The 25580-nt window shown below is 70.8% G+C and carries 20 protein-coding genes; 11 read left to right on the top strand and 9 right to left on the bottom strand.

The genetic code is table 11. From position 1 onward, the window contains the following. Positions 1 to 95 precede the first annotated feature (95 nt). Complete coding sequence (locus tag AB0M62_RS06750) at positions 96 to 902, top strand: alpha/beta fold hydrolase (RefSeq protein ID WP_366073023.1); 807 nt, start codon at positions 96 to 98, stop codon at positions 900 to 902. Between the two features lie 71 nt (positions 903 to 973). Continuing rightward, positions 974 to 1408: a hypothetical protein gene (locus AB0M62_RS06745; protein WP_366073022.1), complete on the top strand. Its 435-nt coding sequence runs from the start codon at positions 974 to 976 to the stop codon at positions 1406 to 1408. A gap of 76 nt (positions 1409 to 1484) precedes the next feature. Here AB0M62_RS06745 and AB0M62_RS06740 read toward each other — a convergent pair whose 3' ends face one another. Together AB0M62_RS06740 and AB0M62_RS06735 are read right to left on the bottom strand one after the other, a co-directional pair. Then, positions 1485 to 2354 carry an MBL fold metallo-hydrolase gene (locus AB0M62_RS06740; protein ID WP_366073021.1) on the bottom strand — a complete coding sequence of 290 codons (870 nt, stop codon included), beginning with the start codon at positions 2352 to 2354 and terminating at the stop codon, positions 1485 to 1487. A 14-nt stretch (positions 2355 to 2368) separates the two neighbouring features. Then, entirely contained in the window at positions 2369 to 2815 is a 447-nt protein-coding gene (locus AB0M62_RS06735) for a hypothetical protein (protein WP_366073020.1), read from the bottom strand. 101 nt (positions 2816 to 2916) lie between these two features. Between AB0M62_RS06735 and AB0M62_RS06730 the strand changes: the two genes are divergently transcribed. From AB0M62_RS06730 to AB0M62_RS06720, 3 genes are all read left to right on the top strand, one after another. Next, positions 2917 to 3591: a TetR/AcrR family transcriptional regulator C-terminal domain-containing protein gene (locus AB0M62_RS06730; RefSeq protein ID WP_366073019.1), complete on the top strand. Its 675-nt coding sequence runs from the start codon at positions 2917 to 2919 to the stop codon at positions 3589 to 3591. A 144-nt stretch (positions 3592 to 3735) separates the two neighbouring features. Then, positions 3736 to 4722: an endonuclease/exonuclease/phosphatase family protein gene (locus AB0M62_RS06725; protein WP_366073073.1), complete on the top strand. Its 987-nt coding sequence runs from the start codon at positions 3736 to 3738 to the stop codon at positions 4720 to 4722. Between the two features lie 149 nt (positions 4723 to 4871). After that, the gene (locus tag AB0M62_RS06720; RefSeq protein WP_366073072.1) at positions 4872 to 6734 is read left to right on the top strand and encodes an FUSC family protein; all 1863 of its coding nucleotides are present in this window, start codon (positions 4872 to 4874) and stop codon (positions 6732 to 6734) included. Between the two features lie 133 nt (positions 6735 to 6867). On the opposite strand, the gene AB0M62_RS06715 is transcribed toward AB0M62_RS06720, so the two are convergent. Then, positions 6868 to 7158: a hypothetical protein gene (locus tag AB0M62_RS06715; RefSeq protein WP_366073018.1), complete on the bottom strand. Its 291-nt coding sequence runs from the start codon at positions 7156 to 7158 to the stop codon at positions 6868 to 6870. Between the two features lie 283 nt (positions 7159 to 7441). Here AB0M62_RS06715 and AB0M62_RS06710 point away from each other — a divergent pair, with 283 nt between their 5' ends. Next, a complete protein-coding gene (locus AB0M62_RS06710) occupies positions 7442 to 8917 on the top strand; it encodes an APC family permease (RefSeq protein ID WP_366073017.1) in 1476 nt (491 codons plus the stop codon). A 64-nt stretch (positions 8918 to 8981) separates the two neighbouring features. Next, a complete protein-coding gene (locus tag AB0M62_RS06705) occupies positions 8982 to 9971 on the top strand; it encodes a hypothetical protein (RefSeq protein ID WP_366073016.1) in 990 nt (329 codons plus the stop codon). A 16-nt stretch (positions 9972 to 9987) separates the two neighbouring features. Here the strand turns inward: AB0M62_RS06705 and AB0M62_RS06700 are convergent, their stop codons facing one another. Continuing rightward, the gene (locus AB0M62_RS06700) at positions 9988 to 12048 is read right to left on the bottom strand and encodes a PhoX family protein (protein WP_366073015.1); all 2061 of its coding nucleotides are present in this window, start codon (positions 12046 to 12048) and stop codon (positions 9988 to 9990) included. 295 nt (positions 12049 to 12343) lie between these two features. On the opposite strand from AB0M62_RS06700, the gene AB0M62_RS06695 reads away from it, so the two are divergent. Beyond that, the gene (locus tag AB0M62_RS06695) at positions 12344 to 13801 is read left to right on the top strand and encodes a VWA domain-containing protein (protein ID WP_366073014.1); all 1458 of its coding nucleotides are present in this window, start codon (positions 12344 to 12346) and stop codon (positions 13799 to 13801) included. Between the two features lie 173 nt (positions 13802 to 13974). Further along, positions 13975 to 15588 (top strand): methionine--tRNA ligase, encoded by a 1614-nt coding sequence (gene metG, locus AB0M62_RS06690; RefSeq protein WP_366073013.1) that lies wholly within the window; start codon positions 13975 to 13977, stop codon positions 15586 to 15588. Between the two features lie 117 nt (positions 15589 to 15705). On the opposite strand, the gene AB0M62_RS06685 is transcribed toward metG, so the two are convergent. Both AB0M62_RS06685 and aspS read right to left on the bottom strand, forming a co-directional pair. Further along, complete coding sequence (locus AB0M62_RS06685; RefSeq protein WP_366073012.1) at positions 15706 to 16497, bottom strand: hypothetical protein; 792 nt, start codon at positions 16495 to 16497, stop codon at positions 15706 to 15708. A gap of 208 nt (positions 16498 to 16705) precedes the next feature. Further along, on the bottom strand, positions 16706 to 18478 hold the full coding sequence (gene aspS / locus AB0M62_RS06680) for an aspartate--tRNA ligase (protein ID WP_366073011.1): 1773 nt from the start codon (positions 18476 to 18478) through the stop codon (positions 16706 to 16708). A gap of 136 nt (positions 18479 to 18614) precedes the next feature. Between aspS and AB0M62_RS06675 the strand changes: the two genes are divergently transcribed. Next, entirely contained in the window at positions 18615 to 20774 is a 2160-nt protein-coding gene (locus tag AB0M62_RS06675) for a SpoIIE family protein phosphatase (protein WP_366073010.1), read from the top strand. Here AB0M62_RS06675 and AB0M62_RS06670 read toward each other — a convergent pair. The 3 genes from AB0M62_RS06670 to AB0M62_RS06660 form a co-directional block, all read right to left on the bottom strand. Next, a complete protein-coding gene (locus tag AB0M62_RS06670) occupies positions 20729 to 21802 on the bottom strand; it encodes an AI-2E family transporter (RefSeq protein WP_366073009.1) in 1074 nt (357 codons plus the stop codon). The genes AB0M62_RS06675 and AB0M62_RS06670 overlap by 46 nt on opposite strands. Positions 21803 to 21905: 103 nt before the next feature. Further along, positions 21906 to 22859 carry a pirin family protein gene (locus tag AB0M62_RS06665; protein WP_366073008.1) on the bottom strand — a complete coding sequence of 318 codons (954 nt, stop codon included), beginning with the start codon at positions 22857 to 22859 and terminating at the stop codon, positions 21906 to 21908. Between the two features lie 121 nt (positions 22860 to 22980). After that, positions 22981 to 23451 carry an SseB family protein gene (locus tag AB0M62_RS06660; RefSeq protein ID WP_366073007.1) on the bottom strand — a complete coding sequence of 157 codons (471 nt, stop codon included), beginning with the start codon at positions 23449 to 23451 and terminating at the stop codon, positions 22981 to 22983. Positions 23452 to 23659: 208 nt separating this feature from the next. Here AB0M62_RS06660 and AB0M62_RS06655 point away from each other — a divergent pair, with 208 nt between their 5' ends. Further along, positions 23660 to 25486 carry an acyl-CoA dehydrogenase gene (locus tag AB0M62_RS06655; RefSeq protein ID WP_366073006.1) on the top strand — a complete coding sequence of 609 codons (1827 nt, stop codon included), beginning with the start codon at positions 23660 to 23662 and terminating at the stop codon, positions 25484 to 25486. The last annotated feature ends 94 nt before the right edge of the window (positions 25487 to 25580 follow it).

Genomic DNA, 25580 nt, shown 5'->3' with positions numbered 1-25580 from the left:
TCCACCAGGGATCGCGTATCTACCAGGGATCGCGTATTGCACCGAGAGCAAAGAGACTATTGCACCGAGGAGTTGACCGCGCCTAGCCTCCTGGCATGCCCTCCGCACTCATCGGATCCCGCACCTTCGGCTATGACGACACCGGACGGGGCGACGCTCGCAGCGGCCCCCCGCTCGTCCTCGTCCACGGCCACCCCTTCGACCGCACGATGTGGATCCCGCAGCTCGCCGCGTTCGGGGAGACCCACCGCGTGATCACCCCCGACCTGCGCGGCTACGGCGCGTCGACCGTCGAACCCGGGGTGACCCCGCTCTCCGCCTTCGCCGCCGACACAGCGGCGCTGCTGGACCATCTCGGGGTCGAGCGATTCGTCCTCGGCGGGCTGTCCATGGGCGGCCAGATCGTCATGGAGTGCTACCGGCTCTTCCCCGAGCGCATCAGCGGGCTGATCCTGGCCGACACCTTCCCGGCCGCCGAGACCGAGGTGGGCAAGGCGGCCCGCTACGAGATGGCCGACAGGCTGCTGCGCGACGGGATGCGCGGGTACGCCGACGAAGTTCTCCACAAGATGGTCGCGCCGGACGCCGACCCCGAGACCGCAGCCCATGTGCACCGCATGATGTGCGGCACCGACCCCGAAGGCGCCGCGGCCGCGCTCCGCGGCCGTGCCGAACGCCCCGACTACCGCGAACTCCTCACCCGGGTCACGGTTCCGGCACTGGTCGTGGTGGGACGCGACGACGAGTACACCCCGGTCGCCGAAGCGGAGGCGATGCACGCGGCGATCCCCGACTCGACGCTGTGCGTCGTCGAGTCCGCGGCCCACATGCCGAATCTCGAGCGCCCGGCGGAGTTCAACGCTGCCCTGCGCGACTACCTGGACGTCGCTCGACCGGCCTAATCAGACCGCCCGCATTGCCCAGCTGTGCCCAGTATGGGGAGGTAGTCGATCCGTCACCCAGGAGGCCTCCCATGACCACCCAGAGCTCAGCGTCCACCACGACGAGGCCGAAGGCCGATGCCGGCTGGGCCGCCGGCGGCACGCTGTTCGCCGGTGTCCTGCTGCTGGTGACCGGGCTGATGAGCATCATCGAGGGCATCGCCGCCATCGCCGAGGACGACGTCTACACGCGCATCGGCGACTACGTCTTCTCCTTCGACATCACCACCTGGGGCTGGATCCACCTGATCGTCGGCCTCGTGGCGGCCTTCACGGGCTGGGGCATCCTCAAGGGCGCGAAGTGGGCCCGGACGACAGGCATCGCCCTGGCGGCCCTCAACATCGTGCTCCAGTTCATGTTCCTGCCGTACCAGCCGGTCTGGGCGGTGTTCTCGATGGGCATCAGCGCCTTCGTCGTCTGGGCCCTGGCAACGGACACCGCCGAACTGGCCCGCGGCCGCCGCTGACCCCGCCGCTGCCCGGCCGCCGGCGGCCCCTCGCCCCCGCCCGGCGGCCGGGCCACCCGGGTCCGGGACCGGGCCTTTATCCGGTGCCCGTCAGGCGGCTGAACTCGTACGCGTCGTGCGAAGAGAACATCCGGACCAGGCGCGGCTGCGCCCGCCGCAGTTCGCGCAGGCGTTCCAACTGGGTCATCCGCGACTCGTGGTCCACTGCGACCAGGCGCTGGTACAGCCCCGCGGGACGCGGGCAGCGGGGGCGGCGCAGGTCCACCTCGCCGTGGAAGAAGTACGCGTCCCCCGCGTGCAGCAGCCAGCGGTCCGGCTGCTGGACGGCGACCCCGCAGTGCCCCCTGGTGTGGCCCGGGAGCGGGACCAGCAGGATGTCGGGTGCCTTCAGGACCCGGGAGGCGCGGAAGCCCAGCCAGTCGGAATCCGCGGTGTCGTGGATGACCCACTGCGGGCCGTGCTCCCAGTGCGCCGGGACGTAGCGCGCGGCTTCGAGGCGGCTCTCCCGTCTCATCGCCGCCCGGTACTCGTCCGCCATGACGTGCACCCGCGCTTCGGGAAAGTCGGCGAGGCCGCCGGCGTGGTCCAGGTCCAGATGGGTGACAACGATGTCTCGTACATCCCGCGGGTCATAGCCGAGGTTTCGGACCTGATGCACCGCCGTACGGGACAGATCGAGCCGGGGACGCATGGTGGCCCGGAAGAGCGGGCCGAGGCGGCGCGGGTCGGAGACGTCCGCCGCACCGAGGCCGGTGTCGATGAGGACGAGCCCGCTGCCGGCCTCGACGAGCAGACAGTGGCCCACGAGCGGTGCGGTGCCCAGCGGGCACAGGGAGGCGCAGTCGAGGTGGTGGACGGTGCGGGCGGTCCGCCGGGGATCGACCGACGGGAACGCCTCGGACCAGTGGGGAGAGGGACTGGAAGGGGGAGTGACATGCACAGACATCTGTGCCTCCGTCGTTACGTGGAGAGCGGTGGCCCTGGTACGAAGCCGAGCGGGGAGGGGATGGTCGGGGAGTCGGAGTGGATGCGCTCGCGGGCCGGTTGCCCGCCCTCGGAGAGGAGCGGGGCGGCCGTCCGGCGGGTGAACTCGAGCCCGGTGGGCGGTGATCCGTACAGGCGGATGCCCGTCGGACCGGACTCGGCGAAGGCGGCGTCCTTCGCGCGCCTCAGGAAGGGGACCTTGTCGCGCCGGCCGGGGAAGTCCGTGCGCGAGGTCCTGTAGTACGCGGCGACGCCGTCAGCACCGCCGAAGGCCTGCCCGGTGGCGGGGATTTCGCCCCGGGGATGCCCGGAGGTGCTCGGCGTGGCGTCGAACTGGTGCCGGTTCTCGGTCTCCATGTGTTCGTACACCAGCGCCTCACGGGCTTCTCCGGACCCGCGGAGGTCGGCGGGGCGCGCGTGCATCTACTGTGTCCCCTTCCTGGCTTACACCGTAAGTTCGCTGTCCGAGCGAAGCACTTACGCTGTAAGTACGTCAATGGGTCCACCCGACCTGAGGAGCAGTCATGTCCACCGGCTCACGCACCCAAGTGGCCGCGGCGCGACCGCCGTTGAACCGGGAGCGAATCATCGCTGCCGCACTGCGGATCATCGACGACGAGGGCGTGGACGCGGTCAGCATGCGCCGCATCGCCGCTGACCTGGATGTTCAGGCTATGTCGCTCTACAACCATGTGCGCGGCAAGGCGGACATCCTGGACGGAGTCACGGAGTACATCACCACGGATCTGAGTCTCCCCCTGCGCTTCGAGGGCAGCTGGGAGGACGGCGTACGAACGGTCGCGCACAACTTCCGCCGGTCCTCGCTGCGGCACCCGCGCGCATGCGAGCTGGTCCTCTCCCGCCAGCTGTCGTCCCCGACCGTGCTGGCGCCGATCGACACGGTCCTCTCGATCCTGCTGGACCGAGGGTTCGACGAGGCGACTGCCGTGCACGCGCTGCGGACCTTCATCGCGTACCAGATCGGCTCGCTGCTGCGCGAGGCGAACGCCTCGCCGACGTTCAGCGGGACCGAGGAGGCAGCGGTGCGCAAGCGGACGGCCCGCCTGGCCGGCTGCGGCTTCCCGGCGGTGGAGAGGGTGGCACCGGTCCTGGCGGCGGTCGACTTCGAGGCGGAGTTCACGTTCGGCGTGGAGATGCTGATCAACGCGCTCCGGGACTACGCGCCCCGGCAGGCCTGAGACCGCCACTGCGGGAGAATTGGGCATCGGCGAAACGAGAGGCCTGCTCCTGTGGACGGCACAGACAGTGTGGTGAGCCGGGACGGCGACGCACCTGGGGCGGCCGCCGCGTTCGGAGCGGCGGTGCGGGCGGCGCAGCCGGCGGTGCCCCCGCCCGGCCCACCGGGGTGGCGGCGGTTCGCCGCCCGGTGTGGCGGGCTGCTCCTGGCCGGGGTCAGCGTGCTCCTCGGCTTCCGAGCGGCGGACGCGGACGGCGTGACGCCCGTTCCCCAGCTCCTCGCCTTCCTGCCCTGGCTCTTCGCCCCGGCCGGACTCGGCCTGCTGCTCGCCGCCGCGGCCCGCTGGCGGACCGGCCTGGTGTGGGCGCTCGTCGCACTCGCAGGGACCGGCTGGCTCGTACGCCCGTACGGCGCGGACGCGACCGGCGCGCACGGACAGGTCGTCGCCCATCTGCGCGTGCTGACCGCGAACGTCGAATTCGGGGGTGGGACCGAGGGGTTGCTGGACACCGTCCGGCGCGAGAAACCGGATCTGGTCTTCGTCCAGGAGTGCGACTACACGTGCTCGGGGGCGCTCGAATCCCGCCTGCCGCGCAAGGACTATCCGTTCCGCAACGTGGTCGAGGCGGGCGGCGCGGAGGGCTCCGCGATCCTCAGCGTCCACCCGCTGAGCACCTCGGAAGGCGTGCCCGGGGTCCTCGCGATGCCGGGTGCGGTGGCGCGGATCGGCGGCCGGTCCGTACAGCTCCAGCTCGCCCACCCGCTGCCGCCGGTTCCAGGCGGGGTCTCCCTGTGGCGAAGCGAACTCGGCGCCCTGCAGCACCACGCCGCCGCGGTGAAGGGCCGGCCCGCCATCCTCGCGGGCGACTTCAACGCATCCCAGGACCACGCCGCCTTCCGCGCCCTGCTCGACGCGGGCGGTCTGCACGACAGCGCCCGGCTCGCCGGCCGGTCCCGTACGCCGAGCTGGCCGGCGGACCATCCCTGGATGCCGGGGACACAGATCGACCATGTGCTGGTCAGCGGCGACTTCCGGGCCAGGTCGGCGCGCTTCCTGGACCTCGCTGACACCGACCACCGGGCTCTGCTCGTGGAACTGGACCTGTACGACATGCACGGGAACAACCGGTGAGCAGCGACAAGCACGAGGGCGGGCACGGGGACAGGGCCGAGGCCGGCTCCGGGAACGGGGCGCGCGGGGGACGTCTCGCTCCCTTCACTCCGCCGGAGTGGCTGCTGAAAGGCCTGCGCCCGCAGCCCGCCTCCCTTCGATGGGCGGCGATGGCCCGCGCCGCCGTCGCCCTGTCCGTCCCCCTTGCCGTCGGCCTGGCCGCCGACCGGCCGGCGTACGGGGCACTGGTCTCGATGGGGGCGCTGAACGGCGTGATCGGCGACACCGCCGACGCGTACCGGATGCGGATCCTCAACATCGCCGTACCGCAGACCTTCGGCGCGATCGGCGTCACCCTTGGCACCCTCGTCCACGGCGAGGGCCGGCTCGCGGTCGCCGCGCTCGTCCTGGTCGCGCTCGTGTCCGGCATGATCTCGTCGATCGGCGCGGTCGCATCCGTGTCCGGATTGCTCCTCCTGCTCAACGCAGTGGTCGGAGCAGGCCTGCCGATGCCGGAGCCCTGGTGGAAGCCCCCGGTCCTGATTCTTCTCGGCGGGCTGTTCGTGCTGCTGCTGACCCTGCTGGGATGGCCGGTGCGGGGCGGGGTGCCGGAGCGGGCCGCGGTCGCGGCCACGTACCGGTCGCTCGCCGCCTTGCTGGAGGCCGCGGGCACGGACGAGTACGACGACCGGCGGCAGGATCTCACCCAGTCGCTCAACCAGGCGTACGACCTGATCCTCGCGCGGCGCACGCGTAACCACGGCCGCAGCACGGCGCTCGTACGGGTACTCGCCCAGCTCAACACGGTCATCCCGCTCGCCGAAGCGGCTCCCGCCGTCCATCTGGCCGCCCGGCAGGACGGCCGTTCGCTGCCCGAAGCGATCCCCTCCGCCGTACGCGACCTCGCCGACGCCGTCGAGCAGGGCCGCACGGGGACCGTGGACTACGAGCTGCCCGCACCCCGGACACCCTCGGAGCGCGCGGTCGACGCCGCACTGCGACACGCGGCGGCCGTCGTGCACGAGAGCGACCCCGGCCCCTACGACATGGCCGACCGGCTCGGCCTGCCGGCGGCGCTGGGCGTGCGGCTGAGGCGGGGCGCGCGCAACGTCATGCTCTCCGGCGCCTCCTGGCGCTACGGGCTGCGGCTCGCGCTGTGCATCGGCCTGGCACAGGCCCTGGTCTCGCTGGTGCCCGTGCCGCGCTCCTACTGGGTCGCGCTCACGGTCACGTTCGTCCTCAAGCCCGACTTCGGGTCGGTCTTCTCGCGGGCCGTTCTGCGGGCGCTCGGCACGGCGGCCGGCCTGGTCGTCGCGGCGGTGGTACTGGCGGAGGTACCGCTCGGCATGTGGGAAGTGCCCGTGATGGCGGTGCTGGCCGCGCTGATCCCGGCGTTCTCGACGAAGGGGTACGCGTTTCAGACCGCGGCCATCACGCCCGTGATCCTGCTGCTCTCCGACATCCTCAACCGGGAGGGTACGGCTCTGGTGCTGCCGCGTCTGGTCGACAGCCTCATCGGGTGTGCGATCGCACTCGTCGCGGGCTATCTGCTGTGGCCCGAGAGCTGGCACACCCGGATCGGGGCCAGGCTGGCGGACGCGGTGGACGATGCGGCGCACTATGTCGGGCAGGCATTCGGTACGCAGCCCCGGGATCAGGCGGCGCGGGTCCGGGCGCGCCGCCGGATCTACCGCGAACTGTCGGTCGTACGGTCCGAGTTCCAGCGGGCCCTGACCGAACCCCCGCCCATGGGGGCGCGGGCCGCCGCATGGTGGCCGCTGGTCGTCGCGGTCGAGCGGATCGTCGACGCGACGACAGCGGCGCGTGTCCGGGTCGACCAAGGGGCCGCCGAGCCGCCCCCGGAGGAGGTCGACGCGATCACCGGCCAACTGCGGGAGCTGGCGGCGAACCTGCGCAGCAGCGACACGCTCGTGGAGGTCCGCACCGAACCGGCGGCGGGCCGGCACAGCGTGCTGGCCCCGCTCGGCCAGGAGACGGCCGCGGCCCGCGCCATCGCCTCCCCACGCCGCTGAGCGCCTGAGCTCCGAGCCGGGTGCGTCGCCACCTTCTGTCTCAGCGGCCCGGTACGGCCGTGGTCTTGCTCCACGCGGCGGGGGGCCCGGCCGCGCCCGATCGGCGCGGCCGGGCCTCCCCGCGACGGCGGTGCTACCTCTTCACACCCACCGCGCGGATGATCTCCTGCTCGACCGAACCGCCCCGGTCGTCGGAGGCCGACGCCCGAAGGGACATGTACTGGGCCTCCGCCGGGACGCGCACCGAGCCCGCCCAGGCGGCGGCCTTGCCCCGAACGCCGTCGAGTTCGGCCTTCGACCATGTCCTGCCGTCGTCGAACGAGACCTCCAGCGTGCCGCCGGAGATCTTCCCGGTACCCGCCGCTCCCTCGATGTTCTCGGAGAAGATGGTTGGCGGGTAGCTGCCATGGCGGCCACCCGCCACCTGCGGACCGGAAGGCACATGCCGGTAGCCGCGTCCACGACTCGGCCCACCGGACTGCCCGGCCCGCGTAGGCCGAACTCCCGGGCGGCGACTACGATGCGCTCGGTCTTCGCGTGCGGAGGGGTCTGTTCCGATCCCTGCCCGCACCCCGTTCCCAGCCGCACCCGCACCGCAATTTGCACCGCCATCCGCACCGCCATCCGCACCTGACGTTCCGCCATATGCCGTGCCGGCACAGGTTTCCGCAGCCGGGCAGGGCGCACTTCCGGAAGCAGTGAGAGCCATGAGCAGCAACGCCGGCCGGGGCCTGACGCCCAACGCCCTCAGTACGTTCGACACGATCGTGATGGCGGTCGCGGGCAGTGCCCCGGCCTACTCGCTCGCCGCCACCACGGCCGTCCTCGTCGGAGCCGTCGGCTTCGCCGCCCCGGCCGCCCTGCTCTACTGCGCGATACCGATGCTGGGCATCGCCCTCGCGTTCGGCAGGCTCGGCCGGATCGACGTCAACGCGGGCGCCAGCTACTCGTGGGTGGGCCGCACGCTGCACCCGTTTCTGGGCTTCCTCAGCGGCTGGGCCCTGGTCATTTCCGCGACGATCTTCATGGTGGCGGGCTCGGTACCGGCCGGCGCCCTGACCCTCTCCCTCTTCGACGCCGAACTCGCCACCAGCACCGCCCTGGCCACGCTGGTCGGCGCCGGCTGGTTCCTGGTGATGCTGCTGGTTGTGCTGGGCGGCGCCCGGCTGACCGTACGCGCGCAGCTGCTCATGTCCGGGGTCGAGCTGCTGGTCCTCGTCCTCTTCGCGTTCGGCGCCCTCCTGCACCACGGATCCGCCGCCGCCTTCGACTGGTCCTGGCTCGGCTTCGGCCACTTCGACGGGGTCTCCGGCTTCGCCTCGGGCGCGCTGATCGCCGCGTTCTATTACTGGGGCTGGGACGTCACCAGCAACCTCAGCGAGGAGACCCGCAACAGCCGCCGGACCGCCGGGCTGGCCGGCCTGGTCGGAATCGGCATCGTCTTCCTCCTCTTCGAGGTGTTCACGATCGCCGTGAACGTCATCGTCAGCGCCGGGGACATCGAGAAGAACAGCGCCAATGTGCTGGCCGTGCTGGGCGAGGCCATCTGGCCGGGCCTCGGCGGGAAACTGCTCGTCGTCGCCGTGATGCTGTCCACCATCGCCACCCTGGAGACCACACTCATCCAGGTCACCCGCTCGCTGTTCGCGATGGGCCGCGACCGTACGCTGCCGTCCGCGCTCGGCCGGGTGCACCGCCGCTGGAACACACCATGGGTGGCGATCGCCGTGGTCGGGGCGGTGGCGCTGGCCATGTTCGTCGCCGCCAACGCGCTCGGCTCCGTCGGCGACATCCTGTCCGACGCGGTCGCCGCGATCGGCCTCCAGATCGCCGTCTACTACGGTCTCGCGGGCATCGCGGCCGTCGTCGCGTACCGCAAGATGCTCCTGAAGTCCCCGGCGGACTTCCTCCTCGGCGGGGCCTGGCCGCTGTTCGGCGCCCTGTTCATGTTCTGGATCTTCTACGAGTCGCTGACCGAGCTCAGCGCCACGTCGATCGCGATCGGCATCGGCGGGCTCGCTGTCGGGCTGGTCCCCATGATCTGGTATTGGAAGCAGGGGAGTTCGTACTACCGTCCGGCCAAGCTGGATGCCACCCGCACCATCGAGATCGACGAGTCGTACGTCAACTCCGGCTCGGGCCGTCCCGACTACGCGGACGACGCCCTGGCCACCGACTTCTGACCCGAACCCGGCCCGGCCCCGACTCGCCGCCCGGGCTCCCGACCCGATGAGAGGAGGCTCGCAGATGGCCCCCGCACGCCGCCGCTTCGTACCCGACTTCGACCCCGACTTCGGGGACCGCCCACTCACGGCCGCCCGGCACGACATCGTTATCGGGAGATGGCAGGGCGTACGCGATCTCCTCCTGGCGACCGGCCCCGTCCGGTCGCGCCGCACCCACCGCCTGCGTCTCCTCGCGCACGCGGCGGCGGGCAGCACCGCGGTGGAGTCGTGGCTCGCGGCGGAGCCGGAGAACCCGGACGCGGTGGTGCTCCGGGCAGCCACCGAAGTCGTACGGATCTTCAACGTGGCCGTCGCCACCGGACGCGGCGGCGAGGTCGACCGGGACCGGATCGACCTGGCGGTGATGGCCTGCCTGCGGGCGGCCGACGCCTGCCCCGCTGACCCGATGCCCTGGGCCTCGCTGCTCACTGTCGCCCGGCTGTACGAGGGCGGGGTGCAGCGCCGGGAACTGGCCCGCTGGTGGAGCGAGCTGCGCGACCGCGATCCGTACAACATCGAGGGCCATGTGCAGATGCTGCGTTACTACTCGGCGCGCTGGCACGGCACGCACGGCACGATGTACGACTTCGCCCGCGACGCGGCGGGCGCGGCGCCGCCGGGGTCGCCACTGCCGGTCCTGGTGCAGATCGCCCGGGTGGAGGAGTACCGGTACATCGCGGAGGGCGCGAAGGGACGGCAGGTCCTGGGCGGTTCGAACGTGGGGCAGCACTGGAACCACGAGCTGGCGGTCCAGGAGGTGCGGCGTACCTTCGACCGGTGGATCGCCGCGCGTGAGGGCACCACGGCCGCGCAGGACGGGCCGTTCCCGCCGGAGGAGGTGGCCGAGCTCAACTACCTCGCCCATGCGGCCTGTTACGCGGGCCTGCACGGCGAAGCCGCCCACCTGTTCCGGGCTCTGGACGGGCGGGCGGCTCGAGTGCCGTGGTCGTACACGGGTGATGCGGCCCAGCAGTTCACGCGGTGGCGCGAGCAGGTCGGTGCCACCGCGTGAACCGTGAACTCAGGACTCACACACCGATGTCGCGGAAGTCCTTGCGCCAGACGCTGACCACGGACGGACGGACCAGCTTGCCCGGTCCGTCGGGCCATGCCGAGGCCGGCTTCTCGACGGTCGCGCCGTCGATCTCGCCCGGGTGCTGCACCGCCACCAGGACCCGGCGTTCCTGAATGACCGGCCCACAGGTCTCGGCGCCCTTGGGCACGGTCAGGAACTGCTTGAGCTCACCGCGCCGCTCGCCCCGCGTCGCGACACCGAACAGGCCGTCGTGCGTGCCGAGCTGGTTGCCGTCGGTGGAGATCCACAGGTTGCCGTGCGGATCGAAGGCCACGTTGTCCGGGCAGGAGATGGGGCTGACCTTGTCCTTGGGGTAGCCCGCGAAGTACGTCGAGGGGTCGTTCGGGTCACCCGCGACCAGGAAGAGACGCCAGGCGAAGCCGTCGGAGGCCGGGTCGTCCCAGTGCTCGGCGAGCTCGAGGATGTGGCCGTGCTTGTTGAGGTTCCGCGGGTTGGCCTCGTCCGCTCCCGCCTTGCCCGGCTTGCCACGGTCGCCGTTGTTGGTGAGCGCGATGTACACCCGGCCGGTGCGCGGCGACGGCTCGACATCCTCGGGGCGGTCCATCTTGGTGGCGCCGACCTTGTCGCCCGCGAGGCGCGTGAAGACGTACACCTCCTCGGCGGTCATGCCGGGGACGTGGGAGGTGCTGCCGGTCGCGAGCGGAATCCAGACGCCGCTGCCGTCGAACTCGCCGTCGTCGGGCAGCTTGCCCGTGCCGTCGATCTCAGCTGCCGGGGAGTCGCCGGTGAGCTTGGCGACGTACAGCGTGCCGTCGTCGAGGAGGGTGAGGTTGTGCTCGCGGGCAGCGCGGGAGTTGCCCTTCTTCATCCGCTTCGACGAGACGAACTTGTAGAAGTAGTCGAAGCGCTCGTCGTCGCCCATGTAGACCACCGGGCGGCCGTCGTCCGTCAGCCGGGGCTGCGCGGCCTCGTGCTTGAAGCGGCCGAGCGCGGTGCGCTTGCGCGGGGTCGAGTCCGGGTCGTACGGGTCGAGCTCGACGACCCAGCCGTGGCGGTGCGACTCGTTGGGCTCCTGGGCGGCGTCGAAGCGCTTGTCGAAACGCTCCCACTTGCGCTCGGTCGCGCCGCTGCCGAGGCCGTAGCGCTTGTCGGTGGCGCTGCTGCCGTTGGCGAAGTACTGGTTGAAGTTCTCCTCGCCGTGGAGCGTGGTGCCCCACGGAGTGGTGCCTCCGGCGCAGTTGTTGAGGGTGCCCAGCACCTTGGTGCCCGTCGGGTCGACGGAGGTCTTCAGCAGGGGGCTGCCGGCGGCGGGCCCGGTGAGCCTGAACTCGCTCGTGGCCGTCAGACGGCGGTTGAGGTGGTGGCGGGTGACCGGGGTGAGCTTGCCGCTGCGGTGCTCCTCCTGGACAACGACGACCGAGAGGCCGTGCGCGGCCCAGGCGATCTCCACCTGCTCGCGGGTGGGGTTCGCCGGGTCGTACCCCTTGAACATCAGGATCTCGTCCGTGTACTCGTGGTTGGCCACGAGTACCTGACGGTCCCGCTCGTCCCGGAGAGGGAGCAGGCTCAGGAAGTCGTTGTTGTAGCCGAACTGGCCGGCCTGCGCCTTGGCGGTCTGCTTGTCCGCGTCGAAGGCGGGCGCGCCGCGCAGGATCGGGTCGCCCCAGCGGATCACGACGTTCTGGGCGTAGCCCTCCGGGACGGTGACCTGGTCGGCGGTGTTGGGGGCGACGGGGGTGAAGCGGAGGCCGCGGGCGCCCTTGCTGCTGCCGTGCCGGTGGCTGTTCGCGGCCGGGGCCGCGGCGACGGCCTGGGCGCCGCCGCCCTGGCCGACGAGCGCGCCGGTGCCGGCGGCGGCCACTACGGTCACCACGGCGGCGGCGCGCATCATGGACCGTCTCGACAGGGCACCGGCTATCAGGTCGCCGGAGTACTCGTTGTCGCTGGTGTTCGGAACCTCGTGGAAGCAGGCGTCGCCGCAGCGGTAACGGCAGGTGAGCGCGGAACGGCCCCCCGCGTGCGGGGTACCGATGAGCGGCAGCAGTTTGCGCACGTTGTCCTCCGTTTGACTTCACAGCGGCGCGCCCTGCGCCGACATCGTGTCGGAATGTGTCCGCCGCGACGTTAGGTGCGTCTGTCTGCAATGCGGCGGCCGACGGATGAACGGCAAGTGAATCCGGCACGTCCGGGCGGGAGTTCACCCGCGCGGGTCTTGAGTGCGCCGAGTTCGGCCTACCCTCCCGGAGATCGCCCGGAGCGGCCGCTAACCTTACGTGTCCACCCTGGCCAGGGATTTTTCCCGCAGTACGGACAAACATCGCACCCAACTCATGTGAAAGGCCTCGCCCATGGGTATTCGGAGCTTGCTGCGCAAGGTGTTCGGACGCGACCGAGAAACCACCGCCGTCCGTGACGAGCAGACGGTGGCCGTTCCGGCCCAGTCCGAACGCGCCCAGTCGGCGGAGCCGACGACCGCGACCCCGGCCCACGTGCCGGCCACGGTGCCCGCGCAGTCGGGGAGCAGCACGGCGGCGGAACTGGTGGCGGCGGCGTTCGACAACCCCTCCGTCCCGCCGCAGCCGAAGCGCGACCTCACCCCGGGCCGCGAGGCGGACGCCCCGGCGGAGCGGAAGGCGGCCCCGGCCGTCCCGGAAGCCTCGGCCGTCCCGGAGACCGCCGCAGAGGCCGATCCGGTGACCGCGGCGGTCCCGGAGACGGAGGCGCCGGCCACCGAGCCCCAGGCCGAGGCCGCCGCCCCGGTGGAGCCGGCGGCCGCCGAGCCGGAGCCGGAGCCGGAGCCCGAAGCGGCTTCGGAGACCGACGCCGACGCGGTCTCCCAAGCTGTGACCCCGGCGGAGTCCGACGCGGCACCGGCTGCCGAAGAGACCGCGGCCGAGCCCGAGCCGGCGGTCCCCACGGCCGAAGCCGCCGTGGATCCCAAGGCTGCTGCCCCGGAAGCCGTGACCCCGGCGGAGCCGGAGGCGCTTGTCACCGAACCGGAGCCGGAAGCCGCTCCGGCCGAACCCGAAGCCGCCGTGGTCGAGGCGGAAGCCGCCGCCGAACCCGAAGCCGCCGTGGTCGAGCCACAGGTGGCCGCCGAACCCGAAGCCGCGGCCGAACCCGAAGCCGCCGGGGTCGACGGCGAGAAGCCCGCGTACTCCCCTGCCCGGGTCAAGTCGCGCGCTCCCGAGCTCGTCGGGGCCTACAAGGCCGCCGGCGCCGTGCTCAAGGCGCGGGGGCTCGCCGGGGCCCGGGCCGACGTGTACCTCGTACTGGACCGGTCGGGCTCGATGCGGCCGTACTACAAGGACGGCAGCGTCCAGAATCTCGCCGAGCAGGCCCTCGGCCTCTCCGCGCACCTGGACGACGCCGCGACCGTCCGCGTCGTGTTCTTCTCCACGGACATCGACGGCACCGGGGAGCTCAGCCTCACCGAGTACGCGGGCCGCATCGACGAGCTGCACGCCGGGCTCGGCCACATGGGACGTACCAACTACCACCGCGCCATCGAGGAAGTGATCGCCCAGCACGAGAAGTCCGGCTCCACCGGTCCCGCGTTCGTGATCTTCCAGACGGACGGCGCCCCGACCGCCAAGCAGGCCGCCGAGAAGGCGCTCGCGGACGCCGCCGAGCTGCCGCTGTTCTGGCAGTTCGTCGCGTTCGGCGAGCACGACGCCAAGGGCTTCGACTTCCTGCGGAAGCTGGGCGCGGAGAACGCCGGCTTCTTCCACGCCGGCCCTGACCCGCGCGAGCTCACGGACACCGAGGTGTACGAGGGACTCCTCGCCTCCTGGCAGAACCGGTAGGAACCGCGGAACCGCGCAGTCCTGCCCGCCACCGGATCGTCACCCGTGGCGGGCAGGGCCCCCTCCACCGCACGGCCGCCATCACCGGCAAAGATCTTCCTCCGCCCAGTCCTGCGCCGAGTGCGGCTTTATCGATGTGAGTGGATCTTCCGCGGGCCGATAGGATTTCGACCATGGCGGCCACTGGATCCGAGAAGCAGGGGGCGAAGGCGTACTACGTCACGACCCCCATTTACTACGTCAACGACGCTCCTCACCTGGGCCACGCCTATACGACCGTCGCAGGCGACGTGCTCACTCGCTGGCACCGTCAGCGCGGCGAGAAGGTGTGGTACCTCACCGGCACGGACGAGCACGGTCAGAAGATCATGCGCACTGCCGAGGCGAACGGGGTCACGCCCCAGGAGTGGTGCGACAAGCTCGTCGAGGAGGCCTGGAAGCCCCTCTGGGAGCACCTGAACATCGCCAACGACGACTTCATCCGTACGACGGAGAAGCGGCACACGGACCGTGTGCAGGAGTTCGTGCAGGACTTGTACGACAAGGGCGAGATCTACAAGGGCGGGTACGAGGGCCCGTACTGCGTGGGCTGCGAGGAGTACAAGATCCCCGGCGACCTGCTCGACGGCGAGGACGAATTCGCGGGGCAGAAGCTGTGCCCGATCCACAAGAAGCCGGTGGAAATCCTCAAAGAGGAGAACTACTTCTTCAAGCTCAGCGAGTACGGCCCGAAGCTGCTCGAGTTCTACGAGGCCAACCCCGGCTTCATCCAGCCCGAGTCGGCCCGCAACGAGGTGCTGAACTTCGTCAAGCAGGGCCTCCAGGACCTCTCCATCTCGCGCTCGACCTTCGACTGGGGTGTGCCGGTCCCCTGGGACCCCAAGCACGTCATCTACGTGTGGATCGACGCCCTCCTCAACTACGCCACGGCTGTCGGCTACAACGAGAACCCGGCGAAGTTCGCGGAGACCTTCCCCGCCGACGTGCACCTGGTCGGCAAGGACATCCTCCGCTTCCACGCCATCATCTGGCCCGCGATGCTGATGGCGAACGGCCTGCCCGTGCCGGGCAAGGTGGCCGCCAACGGCTGGCTGATGGTCGGCGGCGAGAAGATGTCCAAGTCGAACCTGACCGGCATCAAGCCGCAGGACCTGACCTCGCACTTCGGCGTGGACGCCTACCGCTGGTACTTCCTGCGGGCCATCGCCTTCGGTCAGGACGGCTCGTTCTCCTGGGAGGACTTCACCGCCCGCTACACCTCGGAGCTCGCCAACGACTACGGCAACCTCGCCTCACGTGTCGCCGCCATGGTCGGCAAGTACTTCGGCGGCGCGCTGCCGGAGGCCACCGCGTCCGGCGACGCGGAGAAGGCGGTCCAGGAAGGCATGGCGAAGGCCGTCGCCGAAGCCGACCGGAAGATCGGTGACGAGCTGGACTTCGCCGGTGGCATCGCGGCCGTCTTCGACTTCGTGAAGCAGGTCAACGGGTACCTGACCGAGCAGGAGCCCTGGAAGGTCGCCAAGGACCAGTCCGAGGAGGGCCAGGCCCGTCTCGCGACGATCCTGTACACGGCCGCCGAGTCGCTGCGCGCGGTGGCGGTGCTGCTCAACCCGGTCATGCCGGAGACTTCGCAGGCGCTGTGGGACTCGCTGGGCGCCGAGGCGCCCATGGGCGCCCTGGCCGCGCAGCCTGTCCAGGACGCGGGCACGTGGGGCCTGCTGCCGGCCGGCGCGACGGTGACGAAGGGCGCGGTGCTGTTCCCGCGCCTGGAGGAGAAGCCTGCGTAAGCGGCCGAACGGCTCGGCCGACCACCTCGGCGGACCGGGCCGGCCGACCGCGAAGGGTCCGGGAACCGTGATGGTTCCCGGACCCTTCCGCGTACGGGCCGGGCCCCTGCGGTCGGCTCAGCGCGCCAGCGCCGCCGCGTCACCCATCACCACCACCGGCCGCTCGTCCGGGTCCAGCCACAGCAGCAGCTGCCGCATCCGCCCCCGCGTCAGCGACACGCACGCCTGGGTGGGGCCCTCGTGGTCGACGTGGAACCAGACCCCGCCGCCCCTGTCCCAGCCCATGGGCCGGCTGTCGTCGTCGTAGAGCGGGGACGCACCCGGCCGGCGGTTGTAGTTGATGGCGACGACGTAGTCGAAGGAGCCTTCGAGCGACTCACCCAGGAAGCCGGTACCGCCGGCGGCGAACAGGTCCTCCTCCTGGTGGTACGGGATCTTCGTACCGGGGTCGGGCAGCCGGCCGCCCGCGTCGGTGAGCCCGAAGACCCCGATCGGCGAGCGTCTGTCCCCCGCCCAGTGTTCGTCGGTCCAGCCGTTCAGGGCGTTGTGGGCGGGCCACGGCCCGGAAACGGCTTTCCAGCCCTTCACCGGGTCACGCTCGTACAGGACGGCCGTGGAGCGGCTGGAGTCCCGGTCTTCGCCGGTCACCACGACGGCCTGGTTCGTGCCGTCCGGGACGCGGTCGCGGGTACGAGGGCCGAGCCGGGGAATCTCGGCGGGCAGGGCCGGTTCCCGCAGGGCCTTCCCCTGCGGGAACCGGGGGCTCTGGGGGCCGGCCGTGGTGGGCGGGTTCTGCGTATGGGCGGGTCCTGAGTGGGGCGGTGACGGCGCGGGCTTCGCGCAGCCCACGACCAGCAGTCCAGCCGCCAGCAGCGGAGTCGCTGCTCTGGTCAGTACGGTGCTGAGCACTACGCGTGGTCCTCTCGTGGTCAGTCACCGGTGATGTGCGCCACCGGTATCTGCCCAACCTTCCCGTTCGGGCCGAGCGCCGACGGCCGGTGCGGCTCGAACGACTCGTAAGGAGCAGGAATGTGCACGAGAACGCGCGAGGGGGCCGGGAACCTCTCGGTTCCCGGCCCCCTCGCGACGGTGCAGCGGCCCGGCAGGCCCGCCCGGATTACTCGCCGGACTTCGCCGGCGGCTTGCGGAGAGAGATGTTCAGCTCTCGCAGCCGTGCCTCGTCGATCTCGCTCGGGGCACCCATCAGCAGGTCCTGGGCGTTCTGGTTGAGCGGGAACGCGATCGTCTCGCGGATGTTCGGCTCGTCGGCCAGGAGCATCACGATGCGGTCCACGCCCGGGGCGATGCCACCGTGCGGCGGAGCGCCGAACTGGAACGCGCGGAGCATGCCGGAGAACTCCTTCTCCACCGTCTCCTTGTCGTAGCCGGCGATCTCGAAGGCCTTGTACATGACCTCCGGCTCGTGGTTCCGGATGGCGCCGGAGGACAGCTCGGTGCCGTTGCAGACGATGTCGTACTGCCAGGCCAGGATGTCCAGCGGGTCCATCGTCTCCAGGGCCTCGAGCCCGCCCTGCGGCATGGAGAACGGGTTGTGCGAGAAGTCGATCCGGCCGGTCTCCTCGTCCTTCTCGAACATCGGGAAGTCCACGATCCAGGCGAAGCGGAAGACGTCCTCCTCGAAGTGGCCGGCGCGCTTGGCGGCCTCGACGCGGACCGCGGCCATGATCTTGGAGACCTCGTCGAACTCGCCCGCGCCGAAGAAGACGGCGTGCCCCGGCTTGAGGTCCAGGCGGTCGGTGAGCGCCTTGGTGTCCTCCTCGGTGAGGAACTTGGCGATCGGACCGGTCAGCTCGTTGTTCTCGCCGACGCGGATCCAGGCCAGGCCCTTCGCGCCGTGCTCGACCGCGTACTCGCCGAGGCCGTCGAAGAACTTCCGGCTCTGGCCGGCCGTGTCCGGCACCGGCAGCGCCCGCACGTGCTTGCCGGCGAACGCCTTGAAGCCCGAGTCCGCGAAGACGTCCGAGACGTCGACGAGCTCCAGCTTGGCGCGCAGGTCCGGCTTGTCGTTGCCGTACTTGAGCATCGACTCGCGGAACGGGATCCGCGGGAAGGGGGAGGTGACATGGCGGCCGTTGCCGAACTCCTCGAACAGCTCGGTCATGAGCTTCTCGATCGGCTGGAAGACGTCCTCCTGCTCGACGAAGCTCATCTCGACGTCGAGCTGGTAGAACTCGCCCGGCGAGCGGTCCGCACGCGCGTCCTCGTCCCGGAAGCAGGGCGCGATCTGGAAGTACCGGTCGAAGCCCGCGATCATCAGCAGCTGCTTGAACTGCTGGGGGGCCTGCGGCAGCGCGTAGAACTTGCCGGGGTTCAGACGGGACGGCACCAGGAAGTCACGCGCACCCTCGGGAGAGGTCGCGGTGAGGATCGGGGTGGCCATCTCGTTGAAGCCCAGTGCGGTCATCTTGTGCCGGATGGCGGAGATGACGGCGGTGCGCAGCATGATGTTGCGGTGCATGCGTTCCCGGCGCAGGTCGAGGAACCGGTACTCCAGGCGCCGCTCCTCGTTCACCCCGTCGTCCGTGTTGATCGTGAAGGGCAGCGGGGCGGAGGCGCCCAGCACCTCGACGTCGGTGACCTCGACCTCGATCTCGCCGGTCGGCAGCTCCGGGTTGACGTTCTCGGCGCCGCGCGCGGAGACCCTGCCGTCGATCCGGACGACGGTCTCCTTGGTGATGTGGCTCAGCGCCTCGTTGGCGGGGGTGCCGGGGCGGGCGACGAGCTGCACCAGACCGTGGTGGTCGCGCAGATCGATGAAGAGGATGCCGCCCAGGTCGCGCCGATTGTGCAGCCAGCCACTGAGCCGGACGTCGGTGCCGACGTCAGAGGCGCGCAGCTCGCCGCAGGTGTGGGACCTGTACCGATGCATCGTTCATCCAGTTCTTCGCGATGACAGGTGGGATTCAACCCTCCCAAGGTTACCGGTCCGCCCGGAAGGCCCCCGCCGCCCTTGCGGGCGGGGCCCTCGGGCAGCCGGGCGGGGGGTGACCTGTAAGGATGGGGCAATGCGCACCGAGGACGTCCTGGCCGCGATCGCGACCGGCCTGTGGCGCTGGGACAACGCGTCCGGGCTGGTCACCCTCGACAGCGAGGCCGCCCGGCTGCTCGGGTTGCCCGCCGAGCCCGCGGTCCTGCCCGCGGTCGCCGTCCGCTCCCGGTTCCACCCGGTGGACTGGAACGAGATCAACGGCGTAGTCAACCTCGCGGTCGCCGAGGGCACCCTTGCCGAGGCCCGGCTGCGGATCATGGACGGGGACGGCCAGGTGCTGCGGACCGTGCGCAGCCGCTCCAAGCCCGTGGTCGACGGCAAGGACTACCGGCTGTTCGGCACCATCCAGGAGGTCGCCGACCCGCAGCCCGGCACCACCGCCGTGCCGACCCCCATCACCGGCGACTGGCGCCGCTCACGGGAGGCGTTCCTGCTCGACGCGGGCCGTGCGCTCGCCGAGGCCAGGTCCACCGCCGAGGTGCTGCGGGTCGCCGCGTCCCTGTCAATGCCCGGCTTCTCGCCGGACGGCCTGGCCGTTTTCGGCGTCGTCGGCGACCGGTTGTCGGTCGTCGGGCACCACGGGCACACTCCGGGCGACGACAATCCCTTCACCGACATGCCGCTGGCCACCGAGTATCCGGCGGCCGAGGTCGTGCGGACGGGGCGGGCCATCTACCTGCCGGCCCCGGAGGACTACCGCCGCCGCTTCCCCGCCACCTGGCCGCTCGCCCAGCGCTTCCACCGGCAGTCCTGGGCGTTCCTCCCACTGGTCGTGGCGGGCCGCACCATGGGCGCCTGGATGGCCGCCTTCAAGCACACCGTGGCGTTCACGCCCGACGAGCGGTCCGTACTGACGACGGTGGCCCGGATGCTGGCCCAGGCGCTCCAGCGGGCCGGTGTCACCGAGTCCGAGCGGGAGCTGACGGTCGGGCTGCAGCGCTCGATGATGCCCACTCTGGGCCCGGAGATTCCCGGGATGTCGGTGGCGGCCCGCTATGTGCCGACCGGCGGGGGGCTGCAGGTCGGAGGCGACTGGTACGACATGATCCCGCTGCCGTCGGGCCGCATAGCCCTGGTCATCGGCGACGTCCAGGGACACGACGTGCGCGCCGCCGGGCTGATGGGGCAGCTGCGGATCGCCGTACGGGCGTACGCCTCGGAGGGGCACCGCCCCGACGCCGTGCTCTCGCGCGCCTCACGCTTCCTCGCCGGGCTGATGGACGCGTACGGGAACGGCCAGGGCGCCGGAAGCGGCGACGGAGATCCCGGCCCCCGTTTCGCGACCTGCCTGTACGTGGAGGCGGACCCCGCCACCGGGACGCTGGACATCGCCCGGGCGGGCCACCCGGAACCGGCCGTGCGGATGGCGGACGGGACGGTCCTGGTGCGGCCGACCGCGGGAGGCCTCCCGCTCGGCATCGTCCCGGACACCGACTATCCGACGACCCGGTTCGTCCTCCAGCCCGGCGAGACGATGATGCTGTGCACCGACGGACTCATCGAGACCGGCGGCCACGACCTCGACACCGGCTGGGCGCGGCTCCGCGCCATCCTCGAGTCGTTCCCCGGCGACGCGGAGGACGGCCTGGAGAAACTGGCCGACGAACTCGTAAGCGCCGTCCACGGTCCCTCCTCGCACCACACCACCGGCCCCTTCGCGGACCGGCGCGAGGACGACATAGCCCTGCTGCTGCTGTGCCGCGTGGGGGAGGGCTGCGTCTGCGGTCCGGACGCCACCGGGCGCGCGGGCCGCCCGGCCCGGCGCACCGCGCTGACGGTCGCCCAGGCCGAGCCGGAGCGGATCGCCGGCGCCCGGCAGCAGTTGCGCGAGCTGCTGCACGACTGGAGCGACGAGGAGCAGGTCGACTCGGCGGTCCTCATGGTGTCCGAGATGGTCACCAACGTCCTGGTCCACACGGATGGAGACGCCCTGCTGCTGGCCGAGGCCACCGGGGAGATCGGCGCCCGGCGGCTGCGCGTGGAGGTGGCCGACGCCAGCGACGAGCTGCCGCACGAGCGGCGGCCGGGGGAGATGGCGTCCAGCGGGCGGGGCCTGCTGCTGATGGGGATGCTCGCCGACAGCTGGGGCGTGGACCCGCGCGGCGAGGGCAAGTCGATCTGGTTCGAGCTCTACGAGGACGCCGGCGGTGCCGAGGCGACGGGAGGGGCCGCGTAGCGCTCCCTCATCTCGGAGATCACCCCGACCGCGGCCGCTGTCAGCGGCACCGCCAGCAGCATGCCGAGGATCCCCGCGACGCTCGCCCCCGCCGTGATCGCCAGCATCACCACCGCCGGATGCATCTGGACCGTACGGCTCTGGATCGCCGGCTGGAGCACGTGCCCCTCAAGCACCTGGACGGCCATCACCACCCCCAGTACCCACAGCGCGATCAGGAACCCGCGGTCGGCGAGCGCGACCAGCACGGCGACGGCGCCCGAGATGAACGCCCCCAGGTACGGGATGTACGCGCCGACGAACACGAGGGCCCCCAGCCCGACCGCTCCGGGCACCCGCAGGATCAGCAGCCCCGCGGTAATGCAGATCGCGTCGATGAGAGCGATGAACGTCGTCCCGCGCATGAAGCCCTCGACGGCCTGGAAGGCCCTGCGGGCCACCGCCTCCACGGTGTCGCCGGTCTCCTGGGGCACGAGCGAGCGCAGCGTTCCGGCCGCGCGGTCGGAGTCCCGGAGGAAGAAGAAGACCAGCAGCAGCGCCAGCACGGCGATGGCAATCATCTCGCCGACCACACTCAGACCGGAGATCACCCCGGACGCCGCGGTCCCGCCGAACTTGCTCAGCAGTTCCCTGGCATTGGACGCCACATCGTCGAGCGAGGTCCCGGCGGCCCCGAAGTGCTTCCCGAGGTCGGAGGCGGCCTGCTTGAGCGAGGCCAGGATCTCGTCGCCGCTGTCGACCAGCGCACTGACCACGATGTACGTCGCCCCGCCGACGACGGCGAGCACCGCGGCGCAGGTGAGCCCGGCGGCGAGCGACCGGTTCATCTTCATCCGGACGAGCCGCCGGTACATCGGCCGGAGCAGCGCGGTGCCCAGCAGGGCGAGCAGCAGCGGGGTGAAGGCGGTCTTGAAGATGATCACCAGCCAGACCCCGAGGGTGGCCACCCCGGCGACCAGCAGCACCACCACGCACCACGCGGCCACGCGCCGGACGCCGTCGGGGAGGAGGGACTTGTGGGTCTGCACCCTCCCACCCGATCACGCGGGTCCGCCTCCGTCCCGCCCAGGGCGTCCGGGCGGGTGACGAGCCATCACTTCCGTGGCCGGGCGCCGGGCGCCCGCCCACGGGTCAGACGTGCGGGACCGGGACGGTACCGAGGCGGCCGGCCTGGAAGTCGTCGAACGCCTGCTGGAGTTCGGCCTTGCTGTTCATGACGAAGGGGCCGTAGTGCGCCATGGGTTCCCGGATCGGCCTGCCGCCGAGCAGGACGACCTCGAGGTCGGGGGAGTTCGAGTCCTGGGACGCGTCCGCGCGGACCGTGACTGCGCCGCCCGCGCCGAAGACCACGGTCTGGCCGGTCCGGACGGGCCGCCGGTCGGCGCCGACCGCGCCGCGGCCGGCCATGACGTAGGCCAGGGCGTTGAAGTCGTCGCGCCAGGGCAGCGTGATCTCCGCTCCCGGCCGCAGCGTGGCGTGGATCATCGTGATGGGGGTGTGGGTGACCCCCGGTCCCTTGTGACCGTCGAGCTCGCCCGCGATGACGCGCATCAGCGCGCCGCCGTCAGCCGAGGTCAGCAGCTGGACGTTGCCGCCGCCGATGTCCTGGTAGCGCGGCGGCATCATCTTGTCCGCGGCCGGGAGGTTCACCCACAGCTGGAGGCCGTGGAAGAGACCGCCGCTGACGACGAGCGACTCCGGCGGAGCCTCGATGTGGAGAAGGCCGGATCCCGCGGTCATCCACTGGGTGTCACCGTCGTTGATGACTCCGCCGCCGCCGTTGCTGTCCTGGTGGATGAAGGTGCCGTCGAGCAGGTACGTGACGGTCTCGAAGCCCCGGTGGGGGTGCCAGGGCGTGCCCTTGGGCTCGCCCGGGGCGTACTCCACCTCGCCCATCTGGTCCATCATGATGAACGGGTCGAGGTACTGGTAGTTGATGCCGGCGAAGGCGCGGCGCACCGGGAATCCTTCGCCCTCGAAACCGCTGGGCGCGGTCGTGACGGCGAGCACGGGACGCGGCAGGGCGTCATGGGACGCGGCGACACGGGGCAGGGTCAGCGGGTTTTCGACGGTCACAGCAGGCATGGTCGGGACCTCCTCATGTTCGGAGTTTAGTTGAAACTCGAACTTCTTGCCACCGGTCACAACGAAGGGCGCCCGGGAGGAATTCCCCCTCGGACGCCCATTCGTCGGTCGGTGGCCGGATCTAGCCGTACATGCGACGCATTGCGAAATCCACCATCTGTTCGACCGCTTTGGCGTCGAAGACCATCCTGTGATCACCCTCCATGTCGAGGACGAACCCGTACCCGGTCGGCAGCAGGTCGATCACCTCGGCTCCGGTGATCACGAAGTACTTGGACTCCTTGCCCGCGTACCGGCGCAGCTCCTTGAGCGTGGAGAACATCGGGATCACCGGCTGCTGGGTGTTGTGCAGCGCCAGGAACCCGGGGTTGTCACCCCGCGGGCAGTACACCTTCGACGTGGCGAAGATCTGCTGGAAGTCCTCGGCGGACAGCGACCCGGTGGTGAAGGCGCGCACGGCATCCGCCAGCGACGGCGGCGACGGCTCCGGATAGAGCGGCTGCTCGCCGTACCCGCCGGACATCTGCTGCGGCGGTGGCTGCGGGGCGGAGTACTGCTGCCCGGCACTCGCGTTCTGGTCGTAGCCGTACATGGCCGCAAGCGTAACGAGTGGACCTGGGCCGTGGAGCCGGAGTTCCCGCCAACGGCGCTTTGCCGTCAGACGATCAGGCTGTCGGTAGAGACGGGTCACACTGGCCGCTTTGGGGTTGCGTCTTATTACCGACGGGTAGCATCATCGTAGCTACTTGCTGGTACGCGTACGAGGAACCTGCCTCCCGAGCCTTAACGGAGCCGAAGTCATGGGCCACTACAAGTCGAACCTCCGAGACATCGAGTTCAACCTCTTCGAGGTCCTCGGCCGCGACCGGCTGTACGGCACCGGCCCGTTCGCGGAGATGGACACCGAGACCGCCAAGAGCGTGCTGTCCGAGATATGCCGCCTGGCCGAGAACGACCTGGCGGAGTCCTTCGAGGACGCCGACCGCAACCCGCCGGTCTTCGACCCCGCGACCAACACCGCGCCGGTCCCCGCTTCCTTCAAGAAGAGCTACCAGGCGTACATGGACGCCGAGTGGTGGCGTCTGGGCATCCCGGAGGAGATCGGCGGCCAGGCCACCCCGGCCACCCTGATCTGGGCGTACGCCGAGATGATCCTTGGCTCGAACCCGGCCGTCTGGATGTACTCCTCCGGCCCGGCCTTCGCCGGCGTCGTCTTCGACGAGGGCACCGAGGAGCAGCACAAGATCGCCCGCCTGATGGTCGAGAAGCAGTGGGGCTCGACCATGGTCCTCACCGAGCCCGACGCGGGCTCCGACGTGGGCGCCGGCCGCACCAAGGCGGTCCAGCAGGAGGACGGCTCCTGGCACATCGAGGGCGTGAAGCGGTTCATCACCTCGGGTGAGCACGACATGTCCGAGAACATCATCCACATGGTGCTGGCCCGCCCCGAGGGCGCCGGCCCCGGCACCAAGGGCCTCTCCCTCTTCGTCGTCCCGAAGTACGACTTCGACTGGGAGACCGGCGAGCTGGGCGAGCGCAACGGCGTCTACGCCACCAACGTCGAGCACAAGATGGGCCTGAAGGCCTCCAACACCTGCGAGATGACCTTCGGCGACCAGCACCCGGCCAAGGGCTGGCTGCTCGGCGAGAAGCACGACGGCATCCGCCAGATGTTCAAGATCATCGAGTTCGCCCGGATGATGGTCGGCACGAAGGCCATCGCCACCCTCTCCACCGGCTACCTGAACGCGCTCGAGTACGCCAAGGAGCGCGTCCAGGGTCCCGACCTGGCGAACTTCATGGACAAGACCGCGCCCAAGGTCAGCATCACGCACCACCCCGACGTGCGCCGCTCGCTGATGACTCAGAAGGCGTACGCGGAGGGCATGCGCGCCCTGGTGCTCTACACCGCGTCGGTACAGGATGAGATCGCCGTCAACGCAGCCGCGGGCGAGGACACCAAGGCCCTGCACGGCCTGAACGACCTGCTGCTGCCGATCGTGAAGGGCTACGGCTCGGAGAAGTCGTACGAGCAGCTCGCCCAGTCCCTGCAGACCTTCGGCGGCTCCGGCTACCTGCAGGAGTACCCGATCGAGCAGTACATCCGGGACGCCAAGATCGACACCCTCTACGAGGGCACCACGGCCATCCAGGGCCAGGACTACTTCTTCCGGAAGATCGTCCGCGACCAGGGCGCCTCCCTGAACACGCTCGCCGAGGAGATCAAGAAGTTCCTGGCGGTCGGCACCGGCGGCGAGGAGCTGGCGGCGGCCCGCGAGCAGCTCGCCAAGGCGGCCGTGGACCTGGAGGCGATCGTCGGCACGATGATCACCGACCTGACCTCCACCGGCGAGGACGTCAAGAACATCTACAAGGTGGGCCTCAACACCACCCGCCTCCTGATGGTCTCCGGCGATGTCGTCGTCGCGTACCTGCTGCTCAAGGGCGCGGCAGTCGCGGCCGAGAAGCTGGCCACGGCGTCCGCCAAGGACGTGCCCTTCTACACCGGCAAGATCGCGGCCGCGAAGTTCTTCGCCGCCAACGTCCTGCCGGGCGTCTCCGTGCAGCGCGCCCTCGCCGAGAGCATCGACAACTCCGTGATGGAGCTGGACGAGGCGGCCTTCTAGGCCACCCCCCTGACGACCGCACGGGCAACGGGCCGGACCCCCTTCACCGGGGATCCGGCCCGTTGCCGGTTTGTCAGCCCGATCTGCGAGGCTC

The organism is Streptomyces sp. NPDC051219, assembly GCF_040682335.1.
Taxonomy (GTDB): Bacteria; Actinomycetota; Actinomycetes; order Streptomycetales; family Streptomycetaceae; genus Streptomyces.
The sequence above is the reverse complement of the archived record's forward strand: the minus strand, read 5'-3'. Positions and strand labels throughout refer to the sequence as shown.